The 25,550-nt window shown below is 59.7% G+C and carries 19 protein-coding genes and 2 tRNA genes; 14 read left to right on the top strand and 7 right to left on the bottom strand.

What is annotated here, in order from left to right:
* Positions 1-12: 12 nt before the first annotated feature.
* Positions 13-1,512 carry an aldehyde dehydrogenase gene (locus tag AB3X39_RS03560; RefSeq protein ID WP_369415975.1) on the top strand — a complete coding sequence of 500 codons (1,500 nt, stop codon included), beginning with the start codon at positions 13-15 and terminating at the stop codon, positions 1,510-1,512.
* A 25-nt stretch (positions 1,513-1,537) separates the two neighbouring features.
* A complete protein-coding gene (locus AB3X39_RS03555) occupies positions 1,538-2,098 on the top strand; it encodes a nucleotidyltransferase family protein (RefSeq protein ID WP_369415974.1) in 561 nt (186 codons plus the stop codon).
* A 33-nt stretch (positions 2,099-2,131) separates the two neighbouring features.
* Here AB3X39_RS03555 and AB3X39_RS03550 read toward each other — a convergent pair whose 3' ends face one another.
* Entirely contained in the window at positions 2,132-3,502 is a 1,371-nt protein-coding gene (locus tag AB3X39_RS03550) for a 3-deoxy-D-manno-octulosonic acid transferase (RefSeq protein ID WP_369415973.1), read from the bottom strand.
* On the bottom strand, positions 3,502-4,899 hold the full coding sequence (locus AB3X39_RS03545; protein WP_369415972.1) for a phosphomannomutase/phosphoglucomutase: 1,398 nt from the start codon (positions 4,897-4,899) through the stop codon (positions 3,502-3,504). The genes AB3X39_RS03550 and AB3X39_RS03545 overlap by 1 nt, the downstream gene beginning before the upstream one ends.
* Positions 4,900-4,945: 46 nt before the next feature.
* On the opposite strand from AB3X39_RS03545, the gene AB3X39_RS03540 reads away from it, so the two are divergent.
* The 7 genes from AB3X39_RS03540 to AB3X39_RS03510 all read left to right on the top strand — a co-directional run bounded on the left by AB3X39_RS03540 (position 4,946) and on the right by AB3X39_RS03510 (position 10,889).
* Positions 4,946-5,506, top strand: coding sequence for a methylated-DNA--[protein]-cysteine S-methyltransferase (locus AB3X39_RS03540; RefSeq protein ID WP_369415971.1), 561 nt, complete (start codon positions 4,946-4,948; stop codon positions 5,504-5,506).
* Entirely contained in the window at positions 5,478-6,371 is an 894-nt protein-coding gene (locus tag AB3X39_RS03535; RefSeq protein WP_473964885.1) for a 3',5'-nucleoside bisphosphate phosphatase, read from the top strand. Before AB3X39_RS03540 ends, AB3X39_RS03535 begins: the two co-directional genes overlap by 29 nt.
* A gap of 35 nt (positions 6,372-6,406) precedes the next feature.
* Complete coding sequence (locus AB3X39_RS03530; RefSeq protein ID WP_369415969.1) at positions 6,407-7,030, top strand: L-threonylcarbamoyladenylate synthase; 624 nt, start codon at positions 6,407-6,409, stop codon at positions 7,028-7,030.
* Positions 7,031-7,127: 97 nt separating this feature from the next.
* Positions 7,128-7,203: transfer RNA gene (locus AB3X39_RS03525), tRNA-Val, on the top strand.
* A gap of 60 nt (positions 7,204-7,263) precedes the next feature.
* Positions 7,264-9,192 carry a SurA N-terminal domain-containing protein gene (locus tag AB3X39_RS03520; RefSeq protein ID WP_369415968.1) on the top strand — a complete coding sequence of 643 codons (1,929 nt, stop codon included), beginning with the start codon at positions 7,264-7,266 and terminating at the stop codon, positions 9,190-9,192.
* A 42-nt stretch (positions 9,193-9,234) separates the two neighbouring features.
* A tRNA-His gene (locus tag AB3X39_RS03515) sits at positions 9,235-9,310 on the top strand.
* Positions 9,311-9,398: 88 nt separating this feature from the next.
* Positions 9,399-10,889 (top strand): NAD-dependent succinate-semialdehyde dehydrogenase, encoded by a 1,491-nt coding sequence (locus AB3X39_RS03510; RefSeq protein ID WP_369415967.1) that lies wholly within the window; start codon positions 9,399-9,401, stop codon positions 10,887-10,889.
* Between the two features lie 28 nt (positions 10,890-10,917).
* Here AB3X39_RS03510 and AB3X39_RS03505 read toward each other — a convergent pair whose 3' ends face one another.
* Entirely contained in the window at positions 10,918-12,633 is a 1,716-nt protein-coding gene (locus AB3X39_RS03505) for a SulP family inorganic anion transporter (protein ID WP_369415966.1), read from the bottom strand.
* A gap of 20 nt (positions 12,634-12,653) precedes the next feature.
* The gene (locus AB3X39_RS03500) at positions 12,654-13,517 is read right to left on the bottom strand and encodes an MBL fold metallo-hydrolase (protein ID WP_369415965.1); all 864 of its coding nucleotides are present in this window, start codon (positions 13,515-13,517) and stop codon (positions 12,654-12,656) included.
* Between the two features lie 551 nt (positions 13,518-14,068).
* Here AB3X39_RS03500 and AB3X39_RS03495 point away from each other — a divergent pair.
* From AB3X39_RS03495 to AB3X39_RS03475, 5 genes are all read left to right on the top strand, one after another.
* Positions 14,069-20,209, top strand: a complete 6,141-nt coding sequence (locus AB3X39_RS03495; protein ID WP_369415964.1) for a hypothetical protein — start codon at positions 14,069-14,071, stop codon at positions 20,207-20,209.
* A gap of 132 nt (positions 20,210-20,341) precedes the next feature.
* A complete protein-coding gene (locus AB3X39_RS03490) occupies positions 20,342-21,130 on the top strand; it encodes an FKBP-type peptidyl-prolyl cis-trans isomerase N-terminal domain-containing protein (RefSeq protein ID WP_369415963.1) in 789 nt (262 codons plus the stop codon).
* Positions 21,131-21,147: 17 nt separating this feature from the next.
* On the top strand, positions 21,148-23,055 hold the full coding sequence (locus AB3X39_RS03485) for a hypothetical protein (protein ID WP_369415962.1): 1,908 nt from the start codon (positions 21,148-21,150) through the stop codon (positions 23,053-23,055).
* Complete coding sequence (locus tag AB3X39_RS03480) at positions 23,052-23,693, top strand: SCO family protein (protein ID WP_369415961.1); 642 nt, start codon at positions 23,052-23,054, stop codon at positions 23,691-23,693. The genes AB3X39_RS03485 and AB3X39_RS03480 overlap by 4 nt, the downstream gene beginning before the upstream one ends.
* 57 nt (positions 23,694-23,750) lie before the next feature.
* Entirely contained in the window at positions 23,751-23,990 is a 240-nt protein-coding gene (locus tag AB3X39_RS03475) for a hypothetical protein (RefSeq protein WP_369415960.1), read from the top strand.
* A gap of 58 nt (positions 23,991-24,048) precedes the next feature.
* On the opposite strand, the gene AB3X39_RS03470 is transcribed toward AB3X39_RS03475, so the two are convergent.
* The 3 genes from AB3X39_RS03470 to AB3X39_RS03460 are packed head-to-tail and all read right to left on the bottom strand — an operon-like array spanning position 24,049 to position 25,542.
* Positions 24,049-24,612 (bottom strand): type II secretion system protein, encoded by a 564-nt coding sequence (locus AB3X39_RS03470; RefSeq protein WP_369415959.1) that lies wholly within the window; start codon positions 24,610-24,612, stop codon positions 24,049-24,051.
* A 5-nt stretch (positions 24,613-24,617) separates the two neighbouring features.
* A complete protein-coding gene (locus AB3X39_RS03465; protein WP_369415958.1) occupies positions 24,618-25,034 on the bottom strand; it encodes a type II secretion system protein in 417 nt (138 codons plus the stop codon).
* On the bottom strand, positions 25,021-25,542 hold the full coding sequence (locus AB3X39_RS03460; protein ID WP_369415957.1) for a prepilin-type N-terminal cleavage/methylation domain-containing protein: 522 nt from the start codon (positions 25,540-25,542) through the stop codon (positions 25,021-25,023). The genes AB3X39_RS03465 and AB3X39_RS03460 overlap by 14 nt, the downstream gene beginning before the upstream one ends.
* Between the last annotated feature and the right edge of the window lie 8 nt (positions 25,543-25,550).

Genomic DNA, 25,550 nt, shown 5'->3' with positions numbered 1-25,550 from the left:
AGGAATCACGCTATGCCTACGCCAACCCACGATTGGCACGCCCGCGCGACGGAGCTCAGCATCGACGGCCGCTGCTTCATCGACGGCAAGCGCGTCCACGCCCGCTCCGGGGCGGTGTTTGACAACCATTCGCCCATCCAAGGTCAATGGTTGGCTGAAATTGAACGTTGCGGCCCAGCCGATGTGGACGCCGCCGTCAGCGCAGCCCGACGGGCCTTTGAAGACGGGCGCTGGTCCCACGTCTCGCCGATGGGGCGCAAGCGCGTGCTGGCGCGCTTTGCCGACCTGATCCGCAGCCACCAAGAAGAACTGGCCCTGCTCGAAACCCTCGACATGGGCAAACCCATTCAGTACGCCTTGAGCGTCGATGTGGGCGGCACAGCGCGTTGCATGCAGTGGTACGCCGAAGCGATCGACAAGATCTACGGCGAGATTGCCCCCACACCGCGCAACGGCCTGGCTTTGATCCAGCGCGAGCCCATCGGCGTGGTGGGCTGCATCGTGCCGTGGAACTACCCGATGATCATGGCGGCATGGAAGATCGCTCCCGCCTTGGCAGCAGGCAATTCGGTCGTCTTGAAGCCCAGCGAAAAGTCACCCCTGACCGCCCTGCGCTTGGCCGATCTGGCCTTGGAAGCGGGGCTGCCCCCGGGCGTGTTGAACGTGGTGCCGGGCTTTGGCGCGGAGGCCGGAGAAGCCTTGGCGTTGCACAACGACGTGGATGTGCTGGGCTTCACGGGCTCAACCCGCACGGGCCGGCGCATGCTCGACTACGCCAGCCGCTCCAACCTCAAGCACGTCTATAACGAACTCGGCGGCAAAAGCGCGCTGATCGTCTTTGAAGATTTTGCCGATTTATCGCGCGCCGCCAGCACCGCCGCTGCCAGCCTGTTCTTCAACCAAGGCCAGAGCTGCAACGCCCCTTCACGCGTGCTGGTGCATCGCAGCGTGGCCGACGCTTTCATCGAACAAGTGGCGGCTGAAGCGGCCAAATACCCGCCCGCCGACCCGCTGCTGGCCGACACCGTGATGGGGGCGGTGGTGGACGAAGCGCAGCTCAACACCGTGCTGGGCTACATCCAACAAGGCCAAGCCGAGGGCGCGCGCTGCGTGGCCGGGGGCCAACGGGCCAGGGCGGAGAGCGGTGGCTTCTACGTCGAGCCCACGGTTTTTGATCAGGTCACCAACCGCATGGCCATCGCCCGCGAGGAAATCTTTGGCCCGGTGATGAGCGTGATTCGCTTTGCCACCGAAGCCGAAGCCATCGCCATCGCCAACGACAGCCCCTACGGCTTGCAAGCCAGCGTCTGGACCGACAACCTGAACCGCGCCCACCGCACCGCCCGCGCCTTACGCGCCGGCACCGTCCACGTCAACCAATACGACGAAGACGACATCACCGTACCTTTCGGCGGCTACAAACAAAGCGGCAACGGCCGCGATAAATCCTTGCACGCGTTCGACAAGGTGACGGAGCTCAAGACAACGTGGATCCGGGTGGATGAGGCCTGACAACAAGAACCACACGATGGGTTGTATGGAAAAAATCAGCCAAGTTCAACAATTGGTTAGAGAAATCAACCGTTTGCATCTTGAGTTCTCCAAAGATTATTTCGAGGCGGGGCGAATTGAAAAGATCAATCTATCCCGAACCATCGGTCATGTGCCGGTGCCTCACATCTACACATACCGCCTGACCTTGCACGAAAGCATCAATGATTACCTGATGACGGCGAACATTGACATCAAATACTTTTACCGCGTCAAAACCCGCGAAAGCATTGATGACAAGATCGGGCGCTTTTCTGTTCGGGAAGACCAATACCCGGTCAACAACTGGCTCAATGATATTTTTGGGGCCCGCATCATTTTGGCCACCGATGAGATTGATGTTGTTATGAATTTGCTCGATGACTGGCAAGAAGGGCTGGGGTTGAAAAATTGGTATTTGCGCGATAAAGAAAGTTATCGCGGCTTACACATTTACTTCAAAAACAAAAGCAATTTTTATTTCCCGTGGGAACTGCAAATCTGGGATGACAAAGACCTTCAAAACAACATCCGGAATCACGAAAAGTTTAAACGCAACTTTGTCTGAATTTCAAAAATCAAGACTTTGAATGGGTGATCCCTACGCCCCTTTGAGGGTACTCAACGCCAAAATCTGCCGCGCCATGTGCTCTGCCGCACCTCGGTGGGCACCTGCAAAGGTGGTGGCGGCTTGGCGAGCCAAGGCCAAGGCGGGTGGATCACTGGCCCAGTGGAAGGCGAAATCCAACGCTTCAGGCAGATCGACGCAACGGCGGGCAGCTTGAGCGGTCTGGGCGCTTTCGGCAGCGTCCTTGAAGTTGAAGGTATGTGGTCCCATCACCACCGGGCAAGCGCAGGCGGCAGCTTCGATCAGATTTTGGCCGCCCAGCGGGGCAAAGCTGCCGCCCAAAAGGGCGACATCGGCCAAAGCGTAATAGGCCGGCATTTCGCGCATCGAGTCGCCCAGCCAAACATCAGCCGTGGCCAAGGCTTGATGAGCCTCCACCTCTGTCCAGCGACTGCGCCGCACCAAACTCAAACCTGTGGCTTGAACCATCGCTGCGACGTCATCAAAGCGCTGCGGATGGCGCGGCACCAACACCAACAGCGGTCGAGGACGCTTGGCGGCGTCACAGCGTTGGCAGAGTTGCTGCCAAGCAGCCAAGAGCGGTGCATCCTCGCCTTCGCGCCAACTGGCTGCCAAGATCAGGGGACGCTTGGGATCGGCATGGCTGCGCCAACGCTGGCCCAAAGCGAGCAAAGCAGGGTCCGGCGTCATGTCGAACTTGAGGTTGCCCAACACCTCGACCTGAGCGGCCCCGGCTTGACGAAAACGCAGCGCGTCAGCCTCGGTTTGCGCCAACACCGCCTTAAGACTTGCCACCGCAGGGCGCATCAGCGCATGCAGTCGTAAGGACTTGGCCAGACTGCGCTCTGACAAGCGCCCATTCGCCAACACCACCGGCACCCCGGCGCGGGCGCTTTCGGCTTGCAGATTTGGCCAAACCTCGGTTTCCATCAACACACCGACCTGAGGCTGCCAAGCGCGCAAAAAACGGCGCACCGCCCCGGGAGTGTCGATCGGTAGCCAAAGCTGCACATCGCCCGCTTGCAACAGCGCCTGCCCGGTCTCGCGCCCGGTGGCGGTGCCGTGGGTCACGATGAGTTGGAGATCCGGCTGCTGCTGACGCAAGGCGCGCAACAAGGGCTCAGCGGCCCGGGTTTCGCCCAAGGAGACAGCGTGCAGCCAAAGCCGTAACGGCAACCGCAACGGATTAACCCCAGCCCCCTTGGGCCCGCGTGCATCGGTGCCGTAGAAACCATAGCGCTCAGCGATAAAGCGCCCGTACAGCGGCTCGGCCCGAGCCCGCCAGCGCAGCCGCAGGGGCAACAGCGGCGCCACCACTGCACGCATCAAGGTGCTGTAGAGACCCCGTGCCAGTGTTTCTGCCAAGCTCTTTGCCAAGATCATCAGTGCGCAGCGGCCTGGAACGTGGCCTCCGGCAAGACTTCACGCAGCAAGCTGAGGAACTGCGCTTGGATGCGCGCCAAAGCTTCAGCGGTGTGACCTTCAAAGCGCAGCACCAACACCGGCGTGGTGTTCGAGGCGCGCACCAGCCCAAAGCCGTCAGCGTAATCGGCCCGAATGCCGTCGATGGTGCCGATCTCAGCGTCCGGCCAATTGAGGCGGGCGCGCAACGCCTCCACCACAGCGTGCGGATCCGGCGTGGGCACGTTGATTTCTGGCGTGCTGTGGCTGGTGGGCAAGGCGTCGAGCACCGCGCTGGGGTTGTCGCTGCGCGAGAGGATTTCCAACAGCCGTGCAGCGGTGTAGGTCGCGTCATCAAAACCGTACCAGCGCTCGCCAAAGAAGATGTGGCCGCTCATCTCACCGGCAATCGGGGCGTTGGTTTCCTTGAGCTTGGCCTTGACCAGCGAGTGGCCGGTCTTCCACATCAGCGGCACACCACCGGCTTCGCGGATAGCTACCGGCAGGCGTTGCGAGCACTTGACGTCATAAATGATCGGCGCACCGGGATGACGGCTGAGGATGTCTTGCGCGAACAGCATCAATTGACGATCTGGATAGATGTTGTGACCGTCACGGGTCACCACGCCCAAACGGTCGCCGTCGCCGTCAAAGGCCAAACCCAGTTCAGCTTCGGTGGCCCGCACCACTTGGATCAAATCCGCCAGATTCTCTGGGCGGGACGGATCAGGATGGTGGTTCGGGAAATTGCCATCGACCCGGCTGTAGAGGTCGATCACTTCACAGCCCAGCGCGCGCAGCACCGAAGGCGCCGAGGCCCCAGCAATGCCGTTGCCCGAATCGACCACCACACGCATCGGCCGAGCCAGTTTGCAGTCGCGGGTGATGCGGTGCAGATACTCGGGCAGGATGTCAATCTGGCCGCTTTGCCCTTCACGGGCCGAATCCGCTGGGACGGTGTAGTCCTTGGTTTCCATGCGCTGGCGCAGCGCCTGGATCGCCGGGCCGTGGATCGCCACTCCGGCCAAGACCATTTTGAAGCCATTGTAATCCTTGGGGTTGTGGCTGCCAGTCACTTGGATGCCGCTGCTGCAACCGTGCAAGCCGCGTGTGGCCGCGACGTAATAAACCATCGGGGTGGTTACGGCCCCCAAATCGACCACATCAATGCCGGTGGCGGTCAGCCCACGGATCAAGGCATGCACCAGACGCGGCCCGGAAAGACGCCCGTCGCGGCCCACCACCACCGCCCGCTCACCCGCTGCCAAAGCTTCGGTACCAAAGGCACGGCCAAGATGTTCAGCAAAGGCCTCGTTGAGGCTCTTGCCCACGATGCCACGGATGTCATAGGCCTTGAATACACCTGCGTCGATTTGCATGAGGGTTGGAATGAAGTCGTAGGATGGCGGCCATTGTAGGTAGAACATGCACAGCACCACGCCACCCTCTTTACCCCTGTCGTGCCCCTTGTCGTTTTATGCCCGCATCGCCACGCCCTTGGGCTGGATGACAGCGGTTGCCACCGATGCGGGCCTGACCCAACTGCGCTTTGTGGACGACTTGATGGACAAGAAAGAGTCCGCACCGACTCCTTCGCCCATCGATCACCCCATCGATCACCCCGTCTTGCAAGCCGTGGCCGCTGGGCTCGCCGCCTACTGGCAAAACCCCAAAGCCGCCGCCATCGGCGACCGCACAGCCGTGGCCCTTGCGCCCCAAGGCACACCCTTTCAGCAGCGGGTCTGGGCTGAAGTGGCCCGAATACCGGTGGGTCAAACGTGTAGCTACCGCGAGCTGGCCCAACGCCTAGGACAAGTCAGCGCGGTTCGAGCGGTGGCACGGGCTTTGGCGCTCAATCCCATGTTGGTGTGGGTCCCCTGCCACCGGGTCATCGGCTCGGACGGTCGCTTGCGCGGCTATGCCGGAGGTTTGGAACGCAAACAAGACCTTTTGCACCATGAAGGGGCATGGCCCTCCCTACAATGAGCAGGTGAACGTTGACCTGCACTGCCACTCGACCATCTCTGATGGCACCCTCACGCCCGAAACTCTGGCCCAACGAGCGCAAGCCAACGGCGTGGAACTTTGGGCCCTGACCGACCACGATGAGCTCAGTGGCGTCGCCCGAGCCCAAGAAGCGGCCCTTGATCTGGGCATGCATTTTCTGACCGGGGTTGAAATCTCAGCCTCTTATGGGGCCAACACCCTGCATATTGTCGGTTTGGGGGTGGATCCGACCCACCCGGACCTGTGTGCTGGCATGACCTCGATCCGCACGGGCCGAGAGCGTCGCGCACGCCTGATGAGCGAGTCGTTGGCACAGGCCGGCATCACAGGGGCCTTTGAAGGGGCCTTGAAATACGCCGGTAATCCGAACCTGATTTCTCGCACCCATTTCGCGCGGCATTTGGTCAAAACCGGGGTGTGCCGCGACCCTAACGAGGTCTTCCGCCGCTACTTGACACCGGGCAAGCCGGGTTTTGTGCCACATCAATGGGCCACCTTGGCGGATGCTGTGACGTGGATTCGCCGCGCGGGTGGCATGGCCATCTTGGCGCACCCGGGGCGCTATCCCCTGACCGCCAACCAAGAGTACGCGCTGCTGTCAGAGTTCAAAACCTTGGGCGGCTTGGGCATCGAGGTCATCACCGGTAGCCACAGCCCCGCCGAATTTATCCAATACGCTCAAGTGGCACGCGAGACCGGACTGGCAGCTTCTTGCGGCAGCGACTTCCACGCCCCCGGCGAAAGTCGCATCGATTTGGGCGACTTGCCTGCCATGCCGGACGACTTACCCAAGGTCTGGGATCTGCTGGCGGACCGCATCCACCACCCACGACTTGCGGGATAAGGCACTGTCACGGTCTCAGCGCACAATGCCGAACCATGGCTCAGTACTTCGAAGTCCATCCGGACAATCCTCAAGCGCGTTTGCTCAAGCAAGCCGCGCAAATCATCGATAAGGGCGGCATCGCCGCGATCCCGACCGATTCCAGTTACGCCTTGGTGTGTCGTCTCGATGACAAAAACGCCGCCGATCAGTTGCGCCGCATCCGTCAAATCGATGACAAGCATCACCTGACACTGCTGTGCCGCGATCTGGCCGAATTGGCCAATTACGCCAAGGTCGATAACCACCAATACCGGATGCTCAAACGGGCCACACCGGGGCCCTACACCTTCATCCTTGAAGCCACCAAGGAAGTGCCTCGGCGACTGTCTCATCCCTCGCGTCGCACGGTGGGGTTGCGTGTGCCAGAGCATGGCGTCGCTCAAGCTTTGCTGGAAATTCTGGGTCAACCGCTGATCGGCACCACCTTGATCGCTCCGGGTGAAAGCGAACCGATGAACGATCCCCAAGAGATCCGCGAACGCTTTGAACATCAGATCCAAGCCGTTGTGGACGCCGGTGCCTGCCCAATGGAGCCCACCACCGTGGTCGATCTGAGTGGCCCTGAGCCGGAAGTGCTGCGTATTGGACGGGGCGAACTTGCAAAACTCGGCCTTTGAAGCGCCAAGAGGGCCCTGAACTTCTGGTAGGATTCGCCTCCTCTTCGGTGAGCAAGCGTGCGACATGCGCGCAACGTGCAAGCCGATGCATCGAGCGGGGTGCTTAGCTCAGTCGGTAGAGCGGCGCCCTTACAAGGCGTAGGTCGGGAGTTCGAGCCTCTCAGCACCCACCACCGTTCGATTTCGCGCACACGGCTCCACGGTTCTACACACGGTTCGAGATCCTTCCACCTATGTTTGAATTTGTCCGCCAACACAACCGTGTTTTGCAGTTTGTCCTGATCCTGCTGATCTTCCCTTCGTTCGTGGTGTTTGGGATCCAGGGCTACAACAAATTCAATGAAGGTCATGCCACGGTGGCCGAAGTGGCGGGTAGCGCCATCACCCAAGCTGAGCTGGATGCGGTTTATCGCAACCAAATTGAGCGCATGCGGGCGCAGATGCCCAACATCGACCTGAAGTTGCTCGACACGCCGCAAATGAAGGCGCGGGTCTTGGACGACATGGTGCGTGAACGCGTCCTGCTCGAAGCGGTCCATCGGCTCAACCTCTTGCCAAGCGATGAGCGCCTGCAACGGATCTTCCAAACAGATCCGAAATTTGCCGCGATTCGCAATGAAGATGGCACGGTGCGCAAGGAATGGCTGGCATCTCAGGGCATGAACTCTGACCAATTCGTCGCTCGACTGCGCCAAGAATTGGCGACCAAGCAAGTGACTCAAGGCCTGGCTGACTCCTCCTTGGCCACGGCGGGTGTGGCAAGTCTTGCCTTGGATGCTTTCTTTCAACGCCGGGAAGTCCAAGTCGCCCGCTTCGAACCGAAGGCCTACTTGAGCCGCGTCAGTGTTGAGCCCGCCGACTTGAAGGCTTTCTACGAAGATCCAGCCCAAGCGCAGACCTTCATGAAGCCTGAGCAAGCCAAGGTGGAATACGTGGTGCTCGACTTGGAAAGCGTGGAGCGTGGTGTCACTGTCCCCGCAGATGACATGCGTGCGTACTACACCCAGAACATTGCGCGTTACACCGACAAGAAGGAAGTCCACGCCCGCCACATCCTGATCAAGGCTGAGAAGGGTGCCCCCGCTGAGGAAAAAACCAAAGCCCGCGCTCAAGCGGAAGCTCTGCTGGCCGATCTGCGCAAAAACCGGGGCTCATTCGCTGAGGTAGCGCGCAAGCAGTCCGGCGATTCGGGTTCTGCGGTTCAAGGCGGTGATCTGGGCTGGTTTGCAGCGGGCGACATGACGCAAGCCTTTGAAGACGCCGCTTTTGCCCTCAAGAAGGGGGAATTGAGCGGCTTGGTCGAGTCCGAATTCGGTTTTCATCTGATCGAGGTCTTGGAACAACGCGGGGGTGACGTTCGCAGCTTCGACAACGTCAAAGCAGCGATCGAACAAGAACTGAAGCACCAAGTGGCTCAAAAACGTTTTGCGGAGATCGCCGAACAATTCACCTCAGCCGTTGAGGCCGAAGAAACTCTCGCGCCGGTAGCGACCAAGATGAAACTGGCTTTGCAAACCGCAGAAGGCGTGACCTCGCAAGCTGGTTCGGCAACCACCGGTGCCTTGGCCCAACCCAAATTGCTCGAAGCCCTGTTCGCCGCCGACAGCGTGCGCACCAAGCGCAATACCACGGCCATCGATATCGGTGCCAATCAACTCGCAGCGGCCCGCATCATCGAGCACAGCCCGGCCCATCGCCTTTCCTTTGACGACGTGAAGGATCAACTGCGCGAACGTGCCCTGCAACAGAAGGCCGCTCTTGAAGCCACTCGCGAGGGCCAAGCCAAGCTCAAGCAATGGCAAGCAGGTCAGCTTCAAGACGAAACCGCCCTTTTGACCGCAACCGAGCTGATGTCACGCGCTGCGCCTCAGGGCAAACCAGCCGCCTCGCGGGACTTGGTGGACGCTGCGCTGCGTGTTCCCGCCAGTGCCCTGCCCGCTTGGACCGGTGTGCCGTTGGCCACCGGCGGCTACGCCGTCATCAAGGTCTTGAAAGTGTTGCCAGCTGATCAAACCGTGGTGGGCTCGCCCACCCAAGCTCAGAGTCAATACGCTCGCTTGTGGGGTCAAGCTGAGGCTGATGCCTATCAATCGGCCCTGCGGACACGCTTTAAGACCAAACTTCTTCAAGCTGCTGCAACGACTTCGACAGAGAGCCATTGATTTTCATGAATTTCTTCTGATACAATAGCCGTCTTTGCTGCGGTGGATGTAGCTCAGTTGGTAGAGTCCCAGATTGTGATTCTGGTTGTCGTGGGTTCGAGTCCCATCATCCACCCCACTATCAAGCAGCAAAGCACTTCAAAATAGGCCCTTCGGGGCCTTTTTTGTGCCCGTCTTTTTCGTACCCGGACTTCACGGATGAAACCATGACGCAGCTTGATACCCCCTTGGCAACACTGAAGCACCCGGACTTGCTCCAAACCGATGCGTTGATCAACGGCACGTGGGTCGCCAGCAAGCACCGCTTTGAAGTCACCGATCCAGCCACCGGCTTGAAGTTGGCCGATGTCGCCTTGCTGGGTGCTCAAGAGGCCGAACAAGCGATTCAAGCCGCCAACGCCGCTTGGCCCGCTTGGCGCAGCAAAACCGCCAAAGAACGCGCCGCCATCTTGATGGCTTGGTACCGCTTGATGGTGGAGCACGCCGACGATCTGGCCCGCATCATGACGGCCGAGCAAGGCAAGCCCTTGGCGGAGGCGCGTGGCGAAGTGATGTACGGTGCCAGCTTCATCGAGTGGTTCGCTGAAGAGGCCAAACGAATCTACGGCGAAACCATCCCCAGCACCGACCCCAACAAGCGCTTCATCGTGCTGAAGCAGCCCATCGGCGTGTGCGCAGCGATCACACCGTGGAACTTCCCCATCGCCATGATCACGCGCAAGGTGGCTCCAGCCTTGGCGGCCGGTTGCACCGTGATCATCAAACCGGCCGAAGCCACGCCGCTGTCAGCCTTGGCCTGTGCGGAGCTGGCCCAGCGCGCCGGCATGCCGGCGGGGGTGCTGAATGTGATCACGGGCGATGCTGAGGCTTCGGTGGCCATGGGCAAGGTGCTGTGCGATTCTGAGGTGGTGCGCCACTTGAGCTTTACCGGCTCGACCGAAGTGGGTCGCATCCTGATGAAGCAATGCGCCCCAACCATCAAAAAGCTCTCGCTAGAGCTCGGCGGCAATGCGCCTTTCATCGTCTTTGACGACGCCGATATCGACTCAGCGGTCGAAGGCGCGATGATTTCCAAATACCGCAACGCTGGGCAAACCTGCGTCTGCGCCAATCGTTTTTATGTGCAAGACGGTGTCTATGACACCTTTGTGACCAAGCTGGCGGCCAAAGCAAGCGCCATCAAGGTGGGCAACGGCTTTGATGCGGGCGTCACCCAAGGTCCGCTGATCGACGCACAGGCCTTGGCCAAGGTCGAAGCCCATGTCACCGATGCCGTGGCCAAGGGGGCGAAAGTGGTGGTGGGTGGCAGCCGGCTTGGTGGGGCACTGGGCGAGCGTTTTTACAGCCCAACCGTGCTGGCCGATGTGAGCGCTGAGATGCTTTGTGCCCGTGAAGAAACCTTCGGCCCGGTGGCACCGGTGTTTCGCTTCCACACCGAAGCGGAGGCCATCCAAGCCGCCAATGCCACCGAATTCGGCCTAGCCAGTTATTTCTACAGCCGCGACATCGGCCGGATCTTCCGGGTCGGTGAGGCGCTGGAGTACGGCATGGTCGGCATCAACACCGGGCTGATTTCAGTGGCCGAAGTGCCTTTTGGCGGCATGAAACAGTCCGGCCTGGGCCGGGAAGGATCGCACCATGGCATCGAGGACTACATCGAGATGAAGTACCTCTGCTTGGGCGACCTTCTGAAATAAACCGGAAGAAAAGCCAGCGGGTACGCTTTTAGCGTGCCCCGGCAAGCGCCGCATGCGCCTCGTGCTGGGTGTTGAACAGATCACCACTCAGCCACTCATCCAAGCCCACGGCATGGAGCCGATCACGCACCGGACCTTTGACTTCGGACAGGTGCAGCGTGATGCCTTGGAGTTGCAGATCCTTGTCGAGCTGAATCAGCCCATCCAAACCCGTGAGGTCGATGTCATTGACGCCAGACATCATCAGCACCACGTGCTTCAAGCCCGAGCGCTTTTGCACTTGGTCATTGAGTTCTTCAGCGACCCAGCGGCTGTTGGTGAACAGCAGACTTTCATCGATACGGATCGACAGAATCTCGGGCTGAGTTTCAACCTCAAAACGGCGCACATTGCGGAAAGTTTCGGTCCCGGCCACCCGGCCCACCTCGGCCCAGTGCGGCCGAGCGGTGCGCTGCAACAGCAGCGCCACGGAGACCAACACACCGACCAGCAAAGCCTCCTCGACGCCACTCACCACGGTCAGCAGCGTGACAGCGCTCATCAGGGCGAACTCGGTCTTGGCAAAACGCCAGGCTTGCTGGAAGGGATGCAGATCAATCAACGACAGCACGGCGATGATGATCGTGGCCGCCAGCACCGCTTTGGGCAAAAACCGCAGCACATCGCCCAGCAAAAAGACCGCAATACCCAAAAACAGTGCCGTCCAGATCCCCGCCGCCCGCGTGCGAGCACCGGCATCAAAGTTCACCACGCTGCGTGAGAAACCGCCGGTCACCGGCATACCGCCCGTGACACCAGCCACAGCGTTGGCCCCAGCCAAACCGAGCAACTCACGCCGTGGCGAAATCTTCTCGCCGCGCTTCGAGCCCAAGGCCTCAGCCACCGCCAAACTTTCAACGTAACCGACCAACCCCAACAAGGTGGCAGGAGCCATCAGTGCCGTCCATACGCCCATGGGCGCATCAAGCAACGACGGGGTTTGCAAACCATCCTTGAGATCAATGCGGCCAGCCAAGGAGACGCCGTGGCTCCAGACGGGCGTCGAAGCGATCAGCACCAAGGCAAAAACCACCACCAACATCGGGGCCATGCGCGCCGCCATCTGGGCCCCGCGTGGTGACAAGCCCAGCGCTTTGCCCGCTTTGGTGCCGTACTTGCGCGACAACCACAGCAGCAGCAAGGCCCCCAGACCAATCAACGCGGTGGTGCCTTGCGGCATCAACGTCGCAGCCTTGGAGGCCGAAGCAATCATCTCCGTCAAGGTATTGCCCTTGACGGCCACCCCCAACAAGGAAGGTAACTGCCCCAGTGCAATGGCGATGGAAGCCCCCGTGATGAAGCCATGCAACACCGGTGCCCCCAACAAAGCAGCCAGCACTTCAAGGCGCAGCACCACGGCGATCAGATAGACCGCTGCGATTTCAAGGGCCAACACCAGCGCGGCCAGATGCGGGGCAACGCCCTGCGCTTGGGCCACCGGCAGAATCGCTTGGGCGGTCATCATCGACAGCACCGCCACCGGCCCCACCGCCAAGGTCGAACTCGACCCAAGGAGGGCGTAGGCCACGATGGGCAACAAGCTGGCCATGACGCCCACCACGGGCGGCAGACCCGCGAGCATGGCGTAAGCCAGACTTTGGGGCACCAACAAAATGGTAACGATCACGGCGGCCACCACATCGTCGCCCAAAGGCCCGGATCGATAGCTTTGCCAGCGGGAAGACAACGAAGCAGTAGACGTCATGGTGTCAGCGGTGCAACAGATCAGAGCAAGTTGATGGGAATCTTGAGGTAGCTGGTACCGTTGTCTTCAGCCGGCGGCATGTTGCCGGCACGCACGTTGACTTGCACCGCTGGCAAGATCAAAACCGGCATCGACAAGGTTTTGTCACGCGCATTGCGCATCTCGGCGAACTCATCTTCACTGATGCCGTCGCGCACATGCACGTTGGCCGCACGTTGTTCCGCCACCGTGGTGAGCCACTTCACTTCTCGGCCACCGGGCATGTAGTCGTGGCACATGTGCAGGCGTGTCTCGGGGTGCATGGAGAGCACCCGCTTGATGGAACGATAGAGGATGCGTGGGTCCCCGCCCGGAAAGTCGCAGCGTGCCGTGCCGTAGTCGGGCATGAAGAGCGTATCGCCGACAAAAGCATCGCTTTCACCGATCAGATAAACCATGCAAGCAGGCGTGTGGCCGGGGGTATGCATGGCGGTGGCTTGGACGTTGCCAATCGCGAAGATTTCGTTGTCTTCAAACAAGTGGTCGAACTCAACGCCATCGGTGTTCATATCCTTGGCGTTGAAGACGCCCTTGAAGACTTTTTGCACATCACGGATGTGCGAGCCAATGGCGATCTGGCCGCCAAGATGCTTCTTCAAATAGGGCGCGGCCGAGAAGTGATCGGCATGAGCATGGGTCTCCAAATGCCAGATCACATGGAGTTGATGGTCTCGGACATAGGCCATGACCCGATCAGCGCTGGCTGTCGAGGTTCTGCCTGACTTCGGATCGAAATCAAGCACGCTATCGATCACCGCAGCAGCACGGGTCTCCGGATCAGAGACGATGTGGCTGACCGTGAAGGTCGCCGGGTCGAAAAAGGACTGGATGAGAGGTTGGTTCATGCACGGCTCCAAAGCGGCTCACAGGGGCAAGCAGACGGACGACAGTTTCGTCTGGGTTCGACATTTTCACAATATTATAAATTAGTGATGTTTGAAGTGTCATGGACTTCTTACACAGCGTTGTCGATTGGCTGCTTGGACCTCAAAAACAGCCTGCTGGTTAACGTGATTCACTCAAATTCACGTTTGGCAACATATTGGTGGGAAGAATGGAGGGCTTCGAGGGTTAACCGGCAAAAAACCACACAACGCCCGGCATCAATTACTGATTCGTGACGTAATGCAGCCTCTGAGCAACAAAGTTGAAACTCAGCTCCGTGACGGAGTTGTCACGATTCCTGAAGTCACTCAAGATAAAGGAGTTGCAGACCCAACCTGCGGCGCCACCCCCTCACTTTCTTAAAGACATCTTAAGATACGTGATGTCGAATTGGCGCCAATCAGTGGAAAAGCAGGGCCGTTCGTTGTGTTGGCCTACTTTTCGGGGTGCTTGGGTGCCCGGTTCGCCGGCTTCGTCAGTTTTATCTGATCCGTCTTTTTTCGGGGGAATCATGGCTTCTAAGAAGCATTTTTTCAAACGTCGTCCGGTCGCTACTGCAGCTGCCGTCGTAGCTCAGATCGCAGCGGCCACCAGCGCCTATGCGGGTATTGGTTTCGTGGATGCGGCAGATCCGCAAGGCAACCCGATCCGGGTTCAGACCTATTTTTCGACCAGTCCGTCCGGGCTGTACCACCATGTGCCTGTGCCACCGGAAACGCGAGCACCGTGGATCGATAAAAATGGCGTTGCCCGCCCCGCCCTGTTCCCCAATGCGTACAACCCCAACGGCTATCAAGGCTCGGGCAAAGCGTTCCGAAAATTTGTCGATCCGCTCTCACCGCTGGGCATTTTGCCGTCGCAAAAAGCGAACACGCTGACGGATCAATCACCGAAGTCGCTGCAAAAGACATCCAAATACATCCCTCTGGCCAGCGCTGAAAAGTGGCGCAGCCCGAACGGTGTCGTCACCACCGACGACTATTACGAACTCGCCTGCATTGAGTACACCGAACGCGTGCACTCGGATATCCGTAAGCCCACCACTTTCCGGGGCTACATGCAGATCGAAACCAACGCCATGAAGGCGGCGCGGATCGCCGCTGCAACGGCCAATGCCGCCAATCCGACCGGCCCACAGATCACGCCCGTCAGCAAGGGCATTCCGCTGTTCTACCCCTTGCAGCATTGGCCCAATACGCAAACCGTGGCCAACTTGGCTCCCGGCGCGACCATGCCGGGTGCTGATTGGCGCGGTCAGGATGACTATCGCGACCTAAGCCGCCCCATCATGATCCAAGACACCGATATCAACGGTGCCTTGCTGTTTGATGCTACTGGCAAGCCAGTCTTGAAACAGGCCATGGGTGTGGATGAAGCCCATTACCTTGGCCCAGCTGTGCTGGCGGTCCAAGGCACCCCCACGCGCTACAAGTTCTATAACCTGCTCCCGGCTGGACGTCCGGTGTTGCAAGCCGACGCGGCGGGCAATCCTGTGCGCGATGCCCAAGGCAACTTGGTCGTTCTGCAACGCAATGGCAATTTGCCCATTCCGGTGGATGGCTCCATCACTGGTTCTGGGATCGGCATTGACGGCATCACCACCTACACCCAAAACCGCATTGCGATCCACTTGCACGGTGGCGACACCCCGTGGGTCAGCGACGGTACCGCCCACCAGTGGTACGCCCCCGTGGGCGAGCACGACGCCACTGTGCCTGGCACCTTGGCCAGTGATCTCGGTGCAGACCCAGCACTGCTGAATCATTTCCTCTACGGTGCCAGCTACGCCCGCGTGCCGGACATGGCCGACCCAGGCCCGGGTGCGACCACCCATTACTACCCGAACGGCCAATCCGCCCGTTTGATGTGGTACCACGACCACGCCCTGGGCATCACCCGCCTGAATGCGTACATGGGTGAGGCTGCCCCGTATTGGCTCACCAGTCCGGCCGAACTGGATCTGATGGGCCCCACTCCCGGGATCAATCCTGCGGGCCGGGGCGTGATCCCAGGTCTGCTCGACACCATCCCTTTGGTGCTGCAAGAAAAGGCATTCGTCCCCGACGACATCGCCATGCAAGATGGCGCTTGGAACACCACCGCTTGGGGTGAACCGGGTGACTTGTGGTACGCCCACGTCTACGAAACCGTTCAAGACCCCGCATTGATGAACGGCTGGAGCCCTGTGGGACGCTGGCACTATGGCCCGTGGTTCTGGCCAGTGTTCCCAGCGCTCTACGCGCTGCCAACCGGGGCGTTCGGTGACGAAACGCTCACCCCTGAAAACTGGAACGACACTCCGATCATCAACGGCGTGATCTATCCGTACGTCGAAGTCGAGCCCAAGCCTTACCGCTTGCGCATGCTCAACGGCTCGAACGACCGGATGTTCACCTTCAACTTGTTTGATGCGGGTCCTCCAGTCACGGCCACGGATGCGATGGTTGCCACCTTCCCGGATGGGTTGATGCTGCCAGGAAGCCTGACCACCACCTACAACGCCGACGTCGGCGCTGATCTGCCCGTGCCCACACCGTCGTGGGCCAAGATCAACACCACGGTGCTGAATCCCAAAGGTCTGCCCACGTACGACCTGACCATCAACGCGGGCTGGGTGGCCGATGCCAAGGTGGCAGGCAAGTACTACCCGACTGAAGTCAAAATGGTGCCCGCCGCCCTCTCGGCAACACCGCGTTGCGCTCCTGGCGTGAAAGAGCCGACCCTCGGTCTGCCCGTTCGTCCGGATGGTTTCCTCACCACCACGTGTATTCCGGTGGATTGGCCTACCGACGGTCGCAACGGTGGCGTGCCCGACCCCTCCACGGTCGGCCCAGCCCTGTATCAGTTCATGAACGAAGGTGGTTTGCTGGCCAAGTTGGCGCCAACCCCGTCCCTGCCGACCAACCCGCTCTACGACAAGGGTCGTGCTGCCGTGTTGAACGTCAACACCACCGGTATTTTCCTCGGCAACGCTCAACGTGCTGACGTGGTGGTGGACTTCTCGCAGTACGCGGGCCGCACGCTGATCGCCTATAACGACATGTTTGCGCCGGTACCGGCAGGGGATCCGCGTAACGACTACTTCACGGGCGTGGGTGACCAAACACTCCAAGGTGGCGCAGAAGATACGCTGCCCGCCATGGGACCGAACACCCGCACTTTGATGCAGTTCCGGGTGCTGCCAACCTTGGCCAGTGGTGTAGCCCCCACAGCAGTGGATGCCATCACCAATCCGGCCAAGACCACTTTGCCCAGCATAGCCAGCCTGAAGGCAGAAATTCCGAAGGCTTACGCAGCGACCCAAGAACCGCCGGTGGTGGCTCAGGCGGCCTACAACGCCGCCTTCCATCCCACCAGCAACTGCCCGGCGATCGTGACGCCGAACACCGTGGGCTGCTGGGATGATGTGCGCTCTTACGCCAGCATCTACCTCAGTTCGCTCAAGCAGCCTTACTTCGACTTCGTCCCCGGCAACCCCGGCAAGTTCGACGCCATCATCGTGACCAACGGTGGTACGGGTTACGTGACAGCACCGCAGGTCGTCTTTACCGGCGGCGGCGCACCGACACCGGCCATCGCCAACGCCACGCTCAAAATCGGTCAGATCAACGTCTTGAACCCTGGCTCGGGTTACAGCGTGGCTCCAGGCGTGCAAATCGCCACCACCTTGGCCGGTGGCGGTGCTGTCGCTGAAGCCACCCTGCTGGTTCAAAGCGCCATCATCGCGAACGGCGGTTCGGGTTACACCACACCCCCTTCCGTGATGTTTGGTTTGCCCCAAACACCGACGGGGGTGCGTGCGACCGGTACGGCTGTTCTGACCAACGGCGTGGTCACGGGCATCACGATCACCAATCCGGGCTCGGGCTACTCGGCCATGCCGCTTGTGACCATTGCAGCCCCTCCGGCCGGTGGAACCCAAGCTGTTGCAACCGCCAGCGGTGGTGTCTCTGCCTTCCACCTGATCCCGATCGATCCGACCAATCCGGGTTCAGCGGGTGGGGGCGGCTACACCGACATGACAACGGTGACGATCACCCTGACACCGCCGGATTTGGCGGGTGGTGTGGCACCGACGCTGCAACCGGTGGGCTCCGTCATGGACGTGACCTTGGCCACCGACACCAAGAGCTATCTGACGCTGCCGACGGTCACGTTGGTCGGTGGTGGTGGTGCGGGTGCGGTGGCGCAGATCTTGGGTACGACCGCCATCACCGATGTGAACGGCAACTTGGTGACACCGCCGACCAACGGCACCACCTTGGCCCGCTACATGATCAAGGGCAAGGCCATTCAGGAGTTGTTCGATCCGACCTTCGGTCGTTTGAACGCCACCTTCGGCGCCGAACTGCCCTTCACCAGCGCGCTGACACAGACAACGATTCCGCTCGCCTTTGTCGATCCGCCGACCGAAATCATCAATGACTTCGAGACCCAAGTCTGGAAGTTGACCCACAACGGCGTCGATACCCACCCCGTGCACTTCCACTTGATGAACGTTCAAGTGGTGAATCGTGTGGGCTGGGACGGGTTCATCACCCCGCCAGATCCGAAGGAAATCGGTTGGAATGAAACGGTGATCATGAATCCGTTGGAGGACATCATCGTGGCGCTCAAGCCCAAGCGTACTGCTGTTGGCGGTGGCTTTGGTTTCCCACAAAGCGTGCGCTTGATGGATCCGACCCAACCAGAAGGTTCACCGTTTGGCTTCACCCAAATCAGCATCACTTCCGGTCTACCCACTCAGGTGGTCAACGCGGTGATGAACTTTGGCTGGGAATACACGTGGCACTGCCACATCTTGGGCCACGAAGAAAACGACTTCATGCGCGCCTTGGTGTTCAACATCCACGAAGCTCCGCCGGTGGCACCCTCAGGTCTGAAGGTCAATACGGCGACAGGTGTGATGCCTGCCTTCGTACCGGGTCAAGGCTACGCTGGCGTGCCCTTGGCATGGACCGACAACTCTGCGACCGAATATCAGCAGATCCTGCAACGTGCTGAAGGCGCGACCAGCACAACCTTCACCACGATCGCAACACTGCCGGCCAATCAGACGTCGTACGTCGATACCAAGGTGGACGGTCCGGTCACGTATCGCTACCAGATCACCGCTGTGGGTGCGGCCGGTCAAGCCGTCTCGCCGATCTTTAACGTCACCACACCCAGTATTCCGCCAGCAGCGCCGTCTGGACTGGTGGCCAGTCAGGTGGGTGCCGGTGTGCAGTTGAACTGGGTGGACAACTCGACCACCGAAACCAACTTCGTGATCCAGCAGTCTGTCAACGGTGGCGCCTTTACAGCGGTCGCCACGATGAACAGCGCGACCAAGACGGCCGTGGGTGGCACGATCAGCTACACCATCCCAGCAGCCGTCACGGGCAGCGTGGTCTATCGTGTGGCGTCGAATAACTTGACCGGCAACGCCAACTACAACTCGGCTTTTGCGATGTCGGCACCGGTGAATGTCAATGGCGCTCCGCTCCCGCCGACTTCGCTGACTGGCGTGGCCATCTCTGAAACCCAAGCTCAGTTGACTTGGACCGATGCATCGAACAACGAAGGCAGCTTCGTGGTGCAAATGTCCGATGTGACCAACCCAGCGGTTGTCACGCCGTTCACGACTGTGGGTACGGTGCCTGGTTTGCCCAACAAGGGCAGCTTGGCCAGCTTTATCGCCCCGGTCTTGAATGGCCACAGCTATGTGTTCCAAGTGGCGGCGGTTGGTTTGGGTGCTGCACCGCAACCCACCTCTGCTTACAGCACATCGGCCATCGTGCCCGTGAAGTTCCTGCCGGCTGCGCCAACAGGGGTGAACGCGACCATCGTCTCGCCAACCCTGATCACGGTGAAGTGGACAGATGCGGCCAACAATGAGACCAACTACACCGTTGAAGTCTCGGCTGACGGTGGTGTGACTTGGGCGCCAGTGGCCACCGTAGCGGGTGTGACAGGCACAGGTACGGCACTGAGCAGCAACTTCACCACACCGGTGTTTGGTAATGCCTACCTGTTCCGTGTGAACGCAGTCAATGCTGCGGGTCAAACGTCCATGCAGTCCCCGGTGGCGATCTTTGCACCCAGTCTGGCCAACCTGACGGCGGTTTCGAATGCACCCAATACCGTGACCCTGAACTGGGTTGACGGTGGGCCCCTCGAAACGGGCTACAAGATTGAGCGTCAGATCGGTGCAGCCGGTGCGTGGACATTGCTCGGCACGACAGCAGCCAACATCAAGACCTACACCGCCATCGGTCTGACGGCCAACACGGCCTACAACTTCCGGATCACTCCGGTCAATGTTGCAGGTGTGGTGACCCGAGCTGGTTCGCCCGTGGTTGCTCCCGTGACCACCCAAGCGCTGCCGAGCGCCCCGACGGGTGTGATTGGGGTGAAAGCAACGCCAACGTCCGTCACAGTCAGCTGGGTCGATAGCTCGACCAACGAAACGGCCTTCCAAGTTCAACGCTTGAACGGTGCCGTTTGGACGACGGTCGCGACGGTCACGAGCGCCAACGCCGCGACCATCGGTACGTTGCTGAGTTCAACGATTGCCAACTTGGCGATCGGGACCACTCACAGCTTCCGTGTGGTGCCCATGGCGGGTACCTTGCCGGGCACGCCAAGTGCTACGGTCAGCGTTGCGCTCTAAAAGCGCATGATGAGGGTTGGAAAGACCCACCTCGAAAGAGGTGAGACTTTCCAACCCTCTTTCATTTTCAGCACCCGTTTCAGAGTCATCCCCTGTCCTCTTATGTGGCCGCTCATGCTTTCTCATCGTTCAATGTCACGCGTCGCCCGTCATCGGGCCCATGGGGTGCTGTTAAGCGCCTTGGTCATGTGGGCCGGTGCTGTCTCCGCAGCCCCCCCAGCAGCAGCGGCAAACAGCGCCTCACCGGCTTCGGCGGCGGCATCATCCAGTGATCTGATCATCGGTCGGGCCAAGGGCGCACTTCCTGACCCGAAAGATCGGCTCAGCTACACCTATGGCGTCCAAACGGCCCGAAGTTTGCTCAAAAACGACACCGCCTACGATCTGGACATGCTGATTCAAGGTCTGCGTGATGTCTTGGATGGCCGTCAATTGCTGCTTTCTGAGCGTGACATGAACGCCACATTGAGTGACATGCAGGTCAAAATACAACGCCGACTTGCCTCTGACCGGACGCATCTCAGCGCAAAAAACAAGTTGCGCGAAGAAGCATTCTTGGCGGATTACCGCAAGAAACCCGGCGTGCAGGTTCTTACCGGCAACGTCATGGTCACACCGATCAAGACGGGCACCGGCGTCAAACCCCTTGAAGAAGATGCCATTGCGGTGAACTTCCGAGCGGTGCTGCTCGACGGCACCGAATATGACGTCACCGAAATTGGCAAGCCCCAAATCACACGCGTTGCCGATCAAATCATGGGACTGAAAACAGCCCTTAAAGCAATGCCCGTGGGCTCCATCTGGGAGGTGATCGTTCCGGCGGTGTTGGCGTATGGCGAACGCGGCATCAACGGTAAATTGGCACCCAATGAAACGTTCCGGTTCATGATCGAACTGGTTGCCGTGCGACCGCAGCAATGAAGATCATGCGCCCCCGCATGGCTTTAGCTTTAGCCCCCCAACTGACGGCGTGGGCGCTGATCTTGGTCGGTGCTGCATGCGCGGCGCCCAGAGTGCTCTTGGCTCAGCCCGTGACCGCCGCCGCCTCGCAAGCCATGTCACCCACCTCACCGGTCCACAACCGACCTGCTTCTGTGGGCTGGAGCCAAGGGATCCCCGCCCAAGATCCTGACTTGGTGGCGTGGGGGCGCAAGATTTATCTGGAAGGCCGTCGGCCCAACGGCGAGTGGGTGCGAGGGATGCGTTACGGCAATGTGCAAGCCTCGGGAGAAGCCGTTGCTTGCGTGATGTGCCACCGCCGAAGCGGCTTGGGTGCGGTCGAAGGGACGTTGCAAATCAGCCCGATCTCGGGTCGATATCTGTTTGACCAAGATGCACGCGCCGTGGTCAATATGAACCTGCGCGTTCGCAAAGCCTTCAACCAGCGCCACGCACCGTACACGTTCGAGACCTTGGCTCAGGCCCTGCGTTCCGGTGTTCATGTCAGCGGCACAGAACTTAATCCCGTGATGCCGCGTTTTGAACTGAGCGATCACGACGTGCAAGGCATCTCCGCTTACCTGCGTCAACTGTCGGCCAGTTGGTCACCGGGTGTCACACAAGATCGCATTCGCTTTGCCACCGTCATCACGCCCGATGTTGCCGCTGAACGCAAGAAGACTTTCTTAGAAACCTTGCAAGCCGTTATTCGGCAAAAGAACAGTAACTTTGTTCCCGGCCAACGCACCATGTCGAGTGCCGCGGAGATGGTGCTCAAAACACAACGCGTCTGGGATCTTGATGTTTGGGAGCTCAAAGGCCCGGCTTCGACTTGGAACGATCAGTTGACGGCCTTTTACCGTGAACGTCCGGTGTTTGCCTTGATCTCCGGGTTGGGGGGCGATACGTGGGAGCCCATTCACGATTTCTCTGAACGCACGGGCCTGCCCTGTTGGTTCCCCAGCGTCACGGCGGCCCCCGATCAGGCGGAGGATGGTTTCTACAACATCTACTTTTCGCGGGGTGTCATGCTGGATGCGGACGTCTTGGGACGCCATCTGCGCACCTTGCAAGCGCAAGCTCAGCCTACTCGGCGCTTGATTCAGATCGTGGGTCCTGAGTTAGCCCACCGTCGGGCCGCGCAAGCCTTGAGCACGGCGCTACAAGGCAGCGGCATCACCGTCGAACAACACCCCCTGGGTGCTGATACCCAGGGCATGCTTGGCGGCATGAAGGCCGATGAGGCGGTGATGTTTTGGCTCTCCACGCCTCAACTGGAGACCTTGGCCAAGTGGCCTGTTCCCAAAGGGGCCGTTTTCTTCTCTGCACGTTTGACAGGCGGTGAAGCTGCCGCCTATCCCACGGCTTGGACAACCCAGTTGCAGCTGGTCTACCCTTACGAACTACCGCAGAAACGCCAAGCAGGGCTGCTTTATTTCAAGCAATGGCTGAGCACGCGCAAGCTGGCGTTGGTGGACGAAATCTTGCAGTCCGAGGTCTATTTCGCCCTTGACTACCTCAATGACACCGTCGTCGACATGCTGGACAACCTGCACCGCGACTACTTGCTAGAACGGGCAGAAAACATGCTCAGTTTGCGCGAGGCCTCACGGGCCGAAGATCAGGCCCGGGATTGGATCAGTCCTCGTCAGCAGGCTGTTCACAGCGGTGAGCCTTTACGGGCCCTCCCCTATGGCACACCATCAGCACGCATGCCTCGCCCTCAAGCGCATCGCGGTGAATCTTATTCATCCATGACCAAACGTGAAAGCACCACGATTTATCCACGGCTGAGCTTGGCCCAAGGTCAGCGTCAAGCATCGAAGGGCGGATACATTGTGCGTTTCACCAACCCTACGGCCGGCAATATCGATGTGACGGCACAGACCGATTGGATCGTCCCATGAGTCCCATCACTCTTCCTCGTCTTGTGATCACCGCCCTGCTCACTGCGGCGTCTGTGGGCTCGTTGGCGGCTGATTCGGCACACGATCACAGCCATCACGCCGCCACCCATGTCAACGCCGATGCCATGGCGCTGAGCAGTCGATCGCAAGCCATCACATTGCCAGACGTGGATGTGGTCCGTGATGACGGTCAACGCATGCGTTTTCCTCAAGCCATCGATGATGGTCGCCCGGTCGTTCTTGATTTCATCTACACCTCGTGCACGGCCATTTGCCCGGTCACAAGTCAGGTTTTCATGGAATTCCGGGAACTCTTGGGGCCGACACAACGCGATAGCGTCAACATGGTTTCGGTGTCCATCGACCCGGAACAAGACACGCCCCGCCAACTGAGCAAGTACGCCAAACGCTTTGGCAGTGCCGGCACTTGGGCGCATTACACGGGTAGCACCAAAGATTCGGAAACCATTCAGCGCGCCTTCAATGTCTGGCGTGGGGACAAAATGAATCACCAGCCCGTGACATTTATCCGCGCGGCCGTCGGTCAACCTTGGATCAGAATCGACGGGTTCTTAAGTCCGACAGATCTACTGACCCAATACCGTCAACAAGTGCCCCTGCCCGCAGGGAAGAAATAAGCTCTCCCACTGAACCACCAGCACACGGTGTGCCGGTAAAAACCAAGGATGTCCACCATGAATAAGCAACTCTCCATCTTGGCTTGCCTGCTGTTGCCTTTCGCGGCCGCTCAAGCACAACAAGCCCCCACAGCGCCAACCACACCGACTTCGACCGTGGCGCCAAACCATGTCACCGCGACAGCCAAGTCGCAACAAACGCGTCATGCCAAAGACGCAGCCTGCCAAAAGGCTGCTCGTGACAAGGGCTTGCGCGATCAGGCGTTCAAGGAAGATGTGATGGCCTGCATGAAGTGAGGTGAGATGCGGTGAGCCGCAAGGCCACCGATCTGAAACAGCCGCTGCATGAAATCACTCAGCGCATCATCGGCGTCAAAACACGCGGGGGCATGACCGTCGTCGTCCCCCCGGATGCGGCACCGCTGGCAGCTACTGCCGCAGAAAAAGTAAATCGCCAATCGGCATACGTTTTGGCCGTCCCAAAATTGGGCAGTCGCGGATCAAAGTTAGCAGTGCGAAAAGGTTGACCGCTGGCTTGGCTATACACCCCTGCGATACGCCCACCCAAACGAATCAACCCCCAGTCCTGGTTGGGCGCCAAGGGGTCGCGGTAGAGTTTGCGGATATGCCTCACGGGCATGGGATAACGGGGATCAGACACCAAATCCTCCAGCCGCAAAGGCAACTGTCGGAGGCCATTGGGCGGGCGTTGGTAATACGACTCGATGGCCAATCGGTATTGCAACCCGACATAGAGCAGATCTTCTTCGGCCATGCGCTGACGCTCATCGGCCCACCGCTGGCTGATCAGCACGGTGGTGTAACTAGCGACAGCCAAAAACACCAGCACCCCAAGAAGAAGCACGCCGCGCGACGGGGATCGCAGCCTTGCAGGTGCTTGGCGACAACGACGAGACATGCGTGTTACTCCGAGGCGGCAGGACTGAGGCCCGGCACACCCGCACCGAACGAGTCCTCAGGCGTGGCCGCTGCACTGCGCACATCAAACACATTGCCTTTGCCAGCATCCGGTGGTGGCAGGACCGTCCAGTCCATTTTTTCGGTCAGGGGATCGATGGGAATAGCTCTTAGATAGCGTCGCGTCACCAAGTCTTCGAGCTGGTCAGGGTAGCGCGCGTTATCGCCGTAATACTTGTCGATCGCCTCGCGCATCAACGCTAGATCCTGCTGCTGAATCTGGCGCTTCCCCCGCTCCAAGGCTTGGAAATATCGGGGCATGGCCAAAGAAAGCAGCAAGCCGATGACCGTCATCACCACGATCAACTCGATCATGGTGAACCCGCGCTGCCACCGAAGCCTGAACGCATCACCACTCTTCATAGGGCACACCATTGAGTCCCTTGCCTTTGGCTTGAGAATAAACGTCAAAAACATCGTTGCCCGGAAACGGTGAGTCAGGCAGGCTGCTGTAAGCCCGTAACCCCCACGTATTTTCAGGGGGCATATCGTTGGGGGCGAACGGATCACGCGGGATGCGTCGCAAGAAGTACATCCGCTCATGGGTTGGCGAGCGCTGGTTTTCAACCCCTGAAACCAGCACCATCAAATTGGGGGGATACCCCGAATCCCCAGGCCGACGTTGGATAAAGCCTTGGTCGAAGGCCACTTTGTAGCGATCAAGGCCGTTGCGGATGTCATAAAGTGCTTGGCGCAAGGCCACCTCTCGGGCGCGCTGCACGCTCAACTCCACCAACGGTGCCGCCAACAAGGCAAGTAACCCCAGCAAAGCCAAGGTCACCACCAGTTCCATCAAGGTGAAGCCGCGTGATCGAGGCCCGGGCCTGCCCACCCAAAGCTGTCGGCGGTTCACCATACAGGCGGTAGCCATGCCATGGA

Origin of the sequence: Leptothrix ochracea (genome assembly GCF_041083635.1) — a bacterium.
In the GTDB taxonomy this organism is placed as follows: Bacteria; Pseudomonadota; Gammaproteobacteria; order Burkholderiales; family Burkholderiaceae_C; genus Sphaerotilus; species Sphaerotilus ochraceus.
This window is presented reverse-complemented; position numbering and strand designations above follow the sequence as displayed.

What these genes read in the sequence shown, in the direction of transcription:
- AB3X39_RS03495 (WP_369415964.1), top strand. Translation starts at nt 14,069, where the DNA reads ATGGCTTCTAAGAAGCATTTTTTCAAACGTCGTCCGGTCGCTACTGCA.
- AB3X39_RS03555 (WP_369415974.1), top strand. Translation starts at nt 1,538, where the DNA reads ATGGAAAAAATCAGCCAAGTTCAACAATTGGTTAGAGAAATCAACCGT.
- AB3X39_RS03510 (WP_369415967.1), top strand. Translation starts at nt 9,399, where the DNA reads ATGACGCAGCTTGATACCCCCTTGGCAACACTGAAGCACCCGGACTTG.
- AB3X39_RS03470 (WP_369415959.1), bottom strand. Translation starts at nt 24,612, where the DNA reads ATGTCTCGTCGTTGTCGCCAAGCACCTGCAAGGCTGCGATCCCCGTCG.
- AB3X39_RS03545 (WP_369415972.1), bottom strand. Translation starts at nt 4,899, where the DNA reads ATGCAAATCGACGCAGGTGTATTCAAGGCCTATGACATCCGTGGCATC.
- AB3X39_RS03460 (WP_369415957.1), bottom strand. Translation starts at nt 25,542, where the DNA reads ATGGCTACCGCCTGTATGGTGAACCGCCGACAGCTTTGGGTGGGCAGG.
- AB3X39_RS03490 (WP_369415963.1), top strand. Translation starts at nt 20,342, where the DNA reads ATGTCACGCGTCGCCCGTCATCGGGCCCATGGGGTGCTGTTAAGCGCC.
- AB3X39_RS03475 (WP_369415960.1), top strand. Translation starts at nt 23,751, where the DNA reads ATGAATAAGCAACTCTCCATCTTGGCTTGCCTGCTGTTGCCTTTCGCG.
- AB3X39_RS03550 (WP_369415973.1), bottom strand. Translation starts at nt 3,502, where the DNA reads ATGATCTTGGCAAAGAGCTTGGCAGAAACACTGGCACGGGGTCTCTAC.
- AB3X39_RS03520 (WP_369415968.1), top strand. Translation starts at nt 7,264, where the DNA reads ATGTTTGAATTTGTCCGCCAACACAACCGTGTTTTGCAGTTTGTCCTG.
- AB3X39_RS03560 (WP_369415975.1), top strand. Translation starts at nt 13, where the DNA reads ATGCCTACGCCAACCCACGATTGGCACGCCCGCGCGACGGAGCTCAGC.
- AB3X39_RS03540 (WP_369415971.1), top strand. Translation starts at nt 4,946, where the DNA reads ATGCACAGCACCACGCCACCCTCTTTACCCCTGTCGTGCCCCTTGTCG.
- AB3X39_RS03530 (WP_369415969.1), top strand. Translation starts at nt 6,407, where the DNA reads ATGGCTCAGTACTTCGAAGTCCATCCGGACAATCCTCAAGCGCGTTTG.
- AB3X39_RS03535 (WP_473964885.1), top strand. Translation starts at nt 5,478, where the DNA reads ATGAAGGGGCATGGCCCTCCCTACAATGAGCAGGTGAACGTTGACCTG.
- AB3X39_RS03480 (WP_369415961.1), top strand. Translation starts at nt 23,052, where the DNA reads ATGAGTCCCATCACTCTTCCTCGTCTTGTGATCACCGCCCTGCTCACT.
- AB3X39_RS03485 (WP_369415962.1), top strand. Translation starts at nt 21,148, where the DNA reads ATGGCTTTAGCTTTAGCCCCCCAACTGACGGCGTGGGCGCTGATCTTG.
- AB3X39_RS03465 (WP_369415958.1), bottom strand. Translation starts at nt 25,034, where the DNA reads ATGAAGAGTGGTGATGCGTTCAGGCTTCGGTGGCAGCGCGGGTTCACC.
- AB3X39_RS03500 (WP_369415965.1), bottom strand. Translation starts at nt 13,517, where the DNA reads ATGAACCAACCTCTCATCCAGTCCTTTTTCGACCCGGCGACCTTCACG.
- AB3X39_RS03505 (WP_369415966.1), bottom strand. Translation starts at nt 12,633, where the DNA reads ATGACGTCTACTGCTTCGTTGTCTTCCCGCTGGCAAAGCTATCGATCC.